Genomic DNA, 6,153 nt, shown 5'->3' with positions numbered 1-6,153 from the left:
TCGAAAAGCAATAAGAGAAATACTCAGATACAAATGTTTAAGTGAATTAAAAGTCATATAAAAGGTGTAATATGAAGATAAAAATGGAGTAAAAATAATTGCATGAAAATTCACAACATATTAAACATTATGCGGATAAAATTTAAAGAAAAAAATTTGCCAACAACTACTTGACACAAACAAGAAAAAAATTTATATTGAAATCTAAAAAAATATATCTTATAATAAATTGAAAACATAATAAAGTGTATTTTCGCTCTGCAAAGGCCCGAACCGATTGCAACGAGGTTCAGGCTTTTATTCTGGGAGCCAAACTTATGAAAGAGGGTGTTTATCAAGTTGGAAAAGCTAAATCATTTTGAAACTCCATTATTCGATGCATTAATGGAGTATGTCAACAACAACACCATACCATTTCATGTCCCAGGTCACAAAAAAGGCAATGGAATGGCTAAAAAGTTTTTTGATTTTGTAGGTAAAAATGTATTATCAATGGATGTTACTGTGTTTGAACAAGTTGACAGCCTTCACAAGCCTACCGGTCCCATTAAGAAAGCTCAGGAATTAGCTGCCGATGCTTTTGGTGCCGATGCTACATTTTTTGTCATCCATGGGACATCGGGAGCTATTCAGGCTATGATCCTAAGTGTTATGGGAGAAAATGAAAAAATAATTGTTCCACGAAACATTCACAAATCTGTTACATCAGGTATTATCTTAAGTGGTGCTATCCCAGTTTATATGCAACCTGAAGTTGATAAAAATGTAGGCGTTGCTCTTAATGTGACTCCTGAAACTGTGGAGGAAGCATTAAGAAACAATCCTGATGCAAAGGCTGTTTTAATTATAAATCCGACTTACTATGGTGTTTCTGCAGACATTGTAAAAATTGCTGAAATAGTCCATGACTACGGAGCTGTACTGATGGTGGATGAGGCCCATGGACCACACCTAAAATTCAACGAAAAACTTCCTATTTCAGCTATGGAAGCAGGTGCTGACATCTGCGCACAAAGCACTCATAAGATAATAGGCTCTATGACGCAAAGCTCTATGTTGCACGTCAAGTCAAAAAGGATTGATATAAACAGAGTGAAACAAGTTATGAGCCTGTTACAGACCACAAGTCCCTCTTACATTTTATTAGCATCACTTGATGTTGCAAGAATGCAGATGGTAACAGAAGGAAAAGAATTGTTGGACAGGACAATTGAACTTGCAGAATACGCTCGTCGAGAGATCAACAATATAAACGGTCTTTATTGTTTCGGAAACGAAATTGTAGGGCGAGATGGAGCGTATGATTTTGACCCGACAAAAATCACTATTACCGCTAAAGGCCTTGGCATAACAGGTCATGAATTAGAAGATATACTAGCGAAAAAATACTACATTCAACCAGAATTAGCCGATATGTACAATACATTGTGTGTATTTTCCATAGGCGACACAAAAGAAAATGTAGATTACCTTATAAGGGCATTGAGGGAAATCAGTGAGACACTGTACAAGGACAATGTAGAAATGTCGAAAGCTTTAGATATGCCAGAGATACCAGAAATGGTTTTATCTCCCAGATATGCATTTGAATGTTCTAATATCGCCTTGCCTTTGGAAGAAAGTATTGGGCAGATTAGCTCAGAATTTCTAATGGCATATCCTCCCGGTATCCCAATATTATGTCCTGGCGAAAGGATAACCAGAGAAATCATAGAATATGTAATTGAAATGAAAAATGCCAAGCTAAGCATTCAAGGAACAGAAGATCCAAATGTGGAATATATAAAAGTAGTCAACGATTTGCAGATATTGAATATAACAGCATAAAGAGCCCTACGAAAAGTAGAGCTCTTTTTTATAAATTATTTTTCTTCTAAGTTTCTTTTGCGCTCTTTATATTCTTCTTCGCTTATCTCTCCTCTTGCATATCTCTCTTTTAAAATCTCAAGCGCATCACTGCCTCTTTGTGAGCCTTTTTTGTTCTGAAACAGTGAAACAATGAAATATATTGCACCAACTACTATTACAACTTGAAGTATCATCCAGATGAGGCCAAAAATTATGCCTCCACCGTAACCCCATCCATTCATTAATCCCCACATCATAATATCATCCTCCTTCAAATCTATTATATGACAAAATTGTGAAGAATTCATGAATTTTAATTAATTATCGGCAATTTTACTGTGAATTTTGTCCCTTGATTTAAAATACTTTCAACATTTATGGTACCATTATGAGCTTTTATTATGGCCTTAGCAATTGATAATCCTAAGCCACTGCCACCATAATCCCTGCTTCGTGACTTTTCACTCCTGTAAAATCTTTCGTATATAAAAGGCAAATCTTCTTTCGGTATGCCTATGCCGTTGTCAGAAACTGTAATCACTGCAAATTGTCCTTCATTGTACAGTTTTACTTTTATGTTTCCACCTTCACCTGTGTATTTATTAGCATTTACAAGCAGATTAATCAGTACCTCTGATATTCTATCTTTGTCTGCAACCACAAAAATGTCATCTTCAATATTTTTCTCCAAATGCTGATTTTTATTGATAAAAATGCTTTCGTAATTTATCAATAAACTTTTAATCAATTCCGACAAATTGAATCTTACTTTATTTATCTTTAGATTGTCAATTTCTATTTTATTCAATAATTCAATATCATTTATGAGATTAGACAATCTTACAACTTCTTCATAAAGGCTTACAATCCTTTCTTTAGATGGCTCCCAAACACCGTCAATTATAGCCTCTAAATGACTTTTAAGGGTTGACAAAGGCGTTCTCAATTCATGTGCTATATTTTGCGTCAACTGTGCTCTTAGCATCCCTTGACTTTTTAATGATGCGCCAAGATGATTTATGGCAGCAGTTAATGCAAGCAATTCCTCCTCTTTTGGTATTTCTTCTACTCTAACGTCGTAATCTCCACTTTCTAATTTACTGGCTACTTTTGCTATATTTAAAATAGGCTTTGTAAGATATTTTGCAACATATATGCTTATTATCAACACCAATGCAATCGTCAATATTGTTATTAATGCGATATATTTATTTACATTGTACAAAAACTTATAATCCAGTTTGCTCATAGGCATTTTACCGCTATACGTTATATCAACGTAAGCAACCTTTTTGCCATCTACAACTATCGGGAGAGTTTGGGTTGAGATTTTGCTACTACTTGCCATACCCATCATTGAAAGCATTGATGGCGTTTTAATTAATATATTGCCTTTCAAATCCCTAACCACAATGTCATACCCACTCATCATTAATGTATGTGCCATTCTATTGCCTGTCTCATTCCAACTGTCCGTCTCCTTGTACGTTTCAGCGATTGATGAAGCAATGTTGTCAAACTGCACATTTGCTGACTGTTTAATGTAAATTCCAAAATTGTTTATTATTAAAATATTTATGGTAATGCTGAATACGACTATCGATAATAAAGCAATAGATATAAACGATACAGCAGTTTTAGTTCTTATATCATTTTTAATCATTTTCTTCACCAAATTTATAACCTGCCCCATACACAGTTTTTATATATGTTGGATTTTTGGGATCATCTTCTATCTTTTGCCTCAAGTTTTTTATATGAGCGTCTATCGTCCTATCGAAACCATCAAAATCGTAGCCAAAAGCTTTTTCAATAAGCTCGCTTCTTTTAAATACCTTGTTGGGATTTTGCACCATAACGGTCAACAACTTGTACTCATTTGGCGTTAAATTGACAATCCTGCCTTTTTTCTTCACTTCGTATGATCTTGTGTCAATTACAAGATCGCCATCATTAAACATAAATATATCATTTAATGGCAGATCATTCTTTGTCCTTCTAAGTATAGCCTTAACTCTCATCGTCAACTCTCGAGGACTAAATGGCTTCGTTAAGTAATCATCTGCACCAATTGTAAAACCATATACCTTATCATCTTCACTTACTTTAGCAGTAAGCATTAAAATTGGCACCTTCGATAAAGCTCTTATTTTTCTGCATATTTCTTCGCCAGACATACCCGGCAGCATTAAATCTAATATGACCAAATCTGGATTTACAGTTTTAAAAGTATTTAAAGCATTGGCACCGTTAGTCTCAGTTAAAACGGTGTACCCTTCCTTTTCAAGATACGCTTTTATAACATCCAAGATTTTCTCTTCATCATCTATTGCCAGTATTTTCATTGCAAAACACCTCAGATATATTATACATTACAATTGTGAAGAATAAATGAAAAAAAGATACCACAATCTAAATTATGGTATCTTTTTATAGATCTTTCACAAACTTATACCTGTGCATCTATATATCTTGCAAGCCTGTATTCTAATTGTTCTTTTGGCATAAATCCGATAACTTTGTCAACTAATTGTCCATTTTGAAAAACACCTAACGTAGGAATGCTCATTATCCTATATTGTGATGCAATCAAAGGATTCTCGTCAACATTTAACTTTACAACCTTTATTTTATCAGAATATTCCTCTGCAAATTCTTCCAATACAGGTGCCATCATTCTGCAGGGTCCACACCATGCAGCCCAAAAGTCAACTAAAACAGGCTTATCGGAATTATACACCTCAGTATCAAAGTTCATATCTGTTACGTTAATAGGTTTCATCACTATCCCTCCTTTATACTGTACCCCCGGTATATGGGTCATCGCTAAATTAAATATACCACCTTTTTAACAAATTGTCAATAATTATTGAGATATTGTCTTAAAATATTCATCTACCTCGTCGTATGTCATTGCACCATTGCTTATAGCCCTTATTATACCATCTTTGTCAATGAAAAATGACATCGGTATAAATTGAACTTTGTAATCCATGGCTACTTTTGCATCGCTGTCTAAAAGGACATTGAAACTATAACCCTTTCCTGAAAGATAATTTTCAACAGTTGATTTATCCTCACCAATATCTATCGCCAATAGGACAACATCATTTTTGTTATTCTCATAAAACTTGTTTAATTCAGGCATCTCAATTTTACAATATGGACATGTTGTAGCCCAGAAATTTAATATAACCTTTTTCCCTCTTAGCTTTGATAATGTTACTGTTTTCCCATTTACATCTTTTAGCGTAAAATCCGGTGCTAAATCGCCTTTTTCAATACCTACTTGAGCATTGCTGGTAGCATTATTCGCATTCCGGCTCTTTGTTTGACTTGATACTACGTAATTGTTCAAAAAGTAAATTGAAATTCCCAATATCAAAACTAAAACTACTAAAACAGTCAATATCACATTTTTGTTGCTGCTCTTTGACTTCTTCTTATTTGATTTCACTCAAATCACCTCAAAATATTAATGTAACTTTCAAACCTTATAATGAGATTAAAATACATCAAAATTCCGAAAATTATCAAAAATAAACCGCCAATTTTTTCAATATACGGCATGATAAAATTCATCTTTTTGTAAAATGCTTTAAATCTATCAATTAGTATAGCAGCTACTATGAATGGAATTCCAATTCCTAATGAGTAAGCAAACAGCAGAAGAACCCCAACATACACAGTGTTTTGTTCACCTGCATATAAAAGGATAGTCGCAAGTATAGGACCAACACACGGCGTCCAACCAGAGGCAAAAGCTATGCCAAAAATGAAACTGCTAAAATACCCCTCCTTTTTGTTAGAAACATTAAGTTTTACTTCTCTGCTCAGAAAAGCCGGCTTTATGATACCCATCATATAAAGTCCAAATAATAATATTATTATACCACTGGCTTTTCTAAATAGAACTTTGTATGAAACAAAAAATTTCCCCAATTGACTGGCCGTAGCTCCCATGAGGACAAAAACGATGCTGAAACCTAATACAAACAAAAACAAATTGAAAAAATTTTTCTTCTTTCCGCCGAAAATATACGTCACGTAAACGGGTATTAGCGGTAAAATGCATGGCGAAAAGAACGAAACAATACCACCTAAAAACGCTGCAAATAAAGACACTTAAATCCCCCTTACCCCCTATAGAGGGGTCGTTTACTTTAATTATACTACATCGAATTTTTAAAAACAAATAAAGCTATAAACGATCAGAGATTTCGCATCAAAATTCCAGCAAAAAATTTATCTTTACAAGAATTTTTATATTTTACATCTAGTTGAATATATGGTAATAGTAAATCC

At 34.0% G+C, this 6,153-nt stretch carries 7 protein-coding genes; 1 reads left to right on the top strand and 6 read right to left on the bottom strand.

Going from position 1 to position 6,153, the window contains the following annotated elements:
- Positions 1-339: 339 nt before the first annotated feature.
- Complete coding sequence (locus HNR52_RS11905; protein WP_013787906.1) at positions 340-1,827, top strand: aminotransferase class I/II-fold pyridoxal phosphate-dependent enzyme; 1,488 nt, start codon at positions 340-342, stop codon at positions 1,825-1,827.
- 35 nt (positions 1,828-1,862) lie between these two features.
- On the opposite strand, the gene HNR52_RS11900 is transcribed toward HNR52_RS11905, so the two are convergent.
- From HNR52_RS11900 to HNR52_RS11875, 6 genes are all read right to left on the bottom strand, one after another.
- Positions 1,863-2,105, bottom strand: a complete 243-nt coding sequence (locus HNR52_RS11900; protein WP_013787905.1) for an SHOCT domain-containing protein — start codon at positions 2,103-2,105, stop codon at positions 1,863-1,865.
- A 56-nt stretch (positions 2,106-2,161) separates the two neighbouring features.
- Positions 2,162-3,511, bottom strand: a complete 1,350-nt coding sequence (locus HNR52_RS11895) for a sensor histidine kinase (protein ID WP_230197666.1) — start codon at positions 3,509-3,511, stop codon at positions 2,162-2,164.
- Positions 3,504-4,193: a response regulator transcription factor gene (locus HNR52_RS11890; RefSeq protein ID WP_435620691.1), complete on the bottom strand. Its 690-nt coding sequence runs from the start codon at positions 4,191-4,193 to the stop codon at positions 3,504-3,506. The genes HNR52_RS11895 and HNR52_RS11890 overlap by 8 nt, the downstream gene beginning before the upstream one ends.
- 104 nt (positions 4,194-4,297) lie before the next feature.
- Positions 4,298-4,630 carry a thioredoxin gene (gene trxA / locus HNR52_RS11885; RefSeq protein ID WP_085112110.1) on the bottom strand — a complete coding sequence of 111 codons (333 nt, stop codon included), beginning with the start codon at positions 4,628-4,630 and terminating at the stop codon, positions 4,298-4,300.
- 84 nt (positions 4,631-4,714) lie between these two features.
- Entirely contained in the window at positions 4,715-5,305 is a 591-nt protein-coding gene (locus HNR52_RS11880) for a TlpA family protein disulfide reductase (protein ID WP_435620690.1), read from the bottom strand.
- Between the two features lie 5 nt (positions 5,306-5,310).
- Positions 5,311-5,973 carry a cytochrome c biogenesis CcdA family protein gene (locus HNR52_RS11875; RefSeq protein WP_013787900.1) on the bottom strand — a complete coding sequence of 221 codons (663 nt, stop codon included), beginning with the start codon at positions 5,971-5,973 and terminating at the stop codon, positions 5,311-5,313.
- Positions 5,974-6,153: the final 180 nt, after the last annotated feature.

It is taken from the genome of Thermoanaerobacterium thermosulfurigenes, assembly GCF_051201035.1.
Classification (GTDB): Bacteria; Bacillota; Thermoanaerobacteria; order Thermoanaerobacterales; family Thermoanaerobacteraceae; genus Thermoanaerobacterium; species Thermoanaerobacterium thermosulfurigenes.
This window is presented reverse-complemented; position numbering and strand designations above follow the sequence as displayed.

Coding starts and splice junctions, on each gene's coding strand:
- HNR52_RS11900 (WP_013787905.1), bottom strand. CDS start 2,105: ATGATGTGGGGATTAATGAATGGATGGGGTTACGGTGGAGGCATAATT.
- HNR52_RS11895 (WP_230197666.1), bottom strand. CDS start 3,511: ATGATTAAAAATGATATAAGAACTAAAACTGCTGTATCGTTTATATCT.
- HNR52_RS11890 (WP_435620691.1), bottom strand. CDS start 4,193: ATGAAAATACTGGCAATAGATGATGAAGAGAAAATCTTGGATGTTATA.
- trxA (WP_085112110.1), bottom strand. CDS start 4,630: ATGAAACCTATTAACGTAACAGATATGAACTTTGATACTGAGGTGTAT.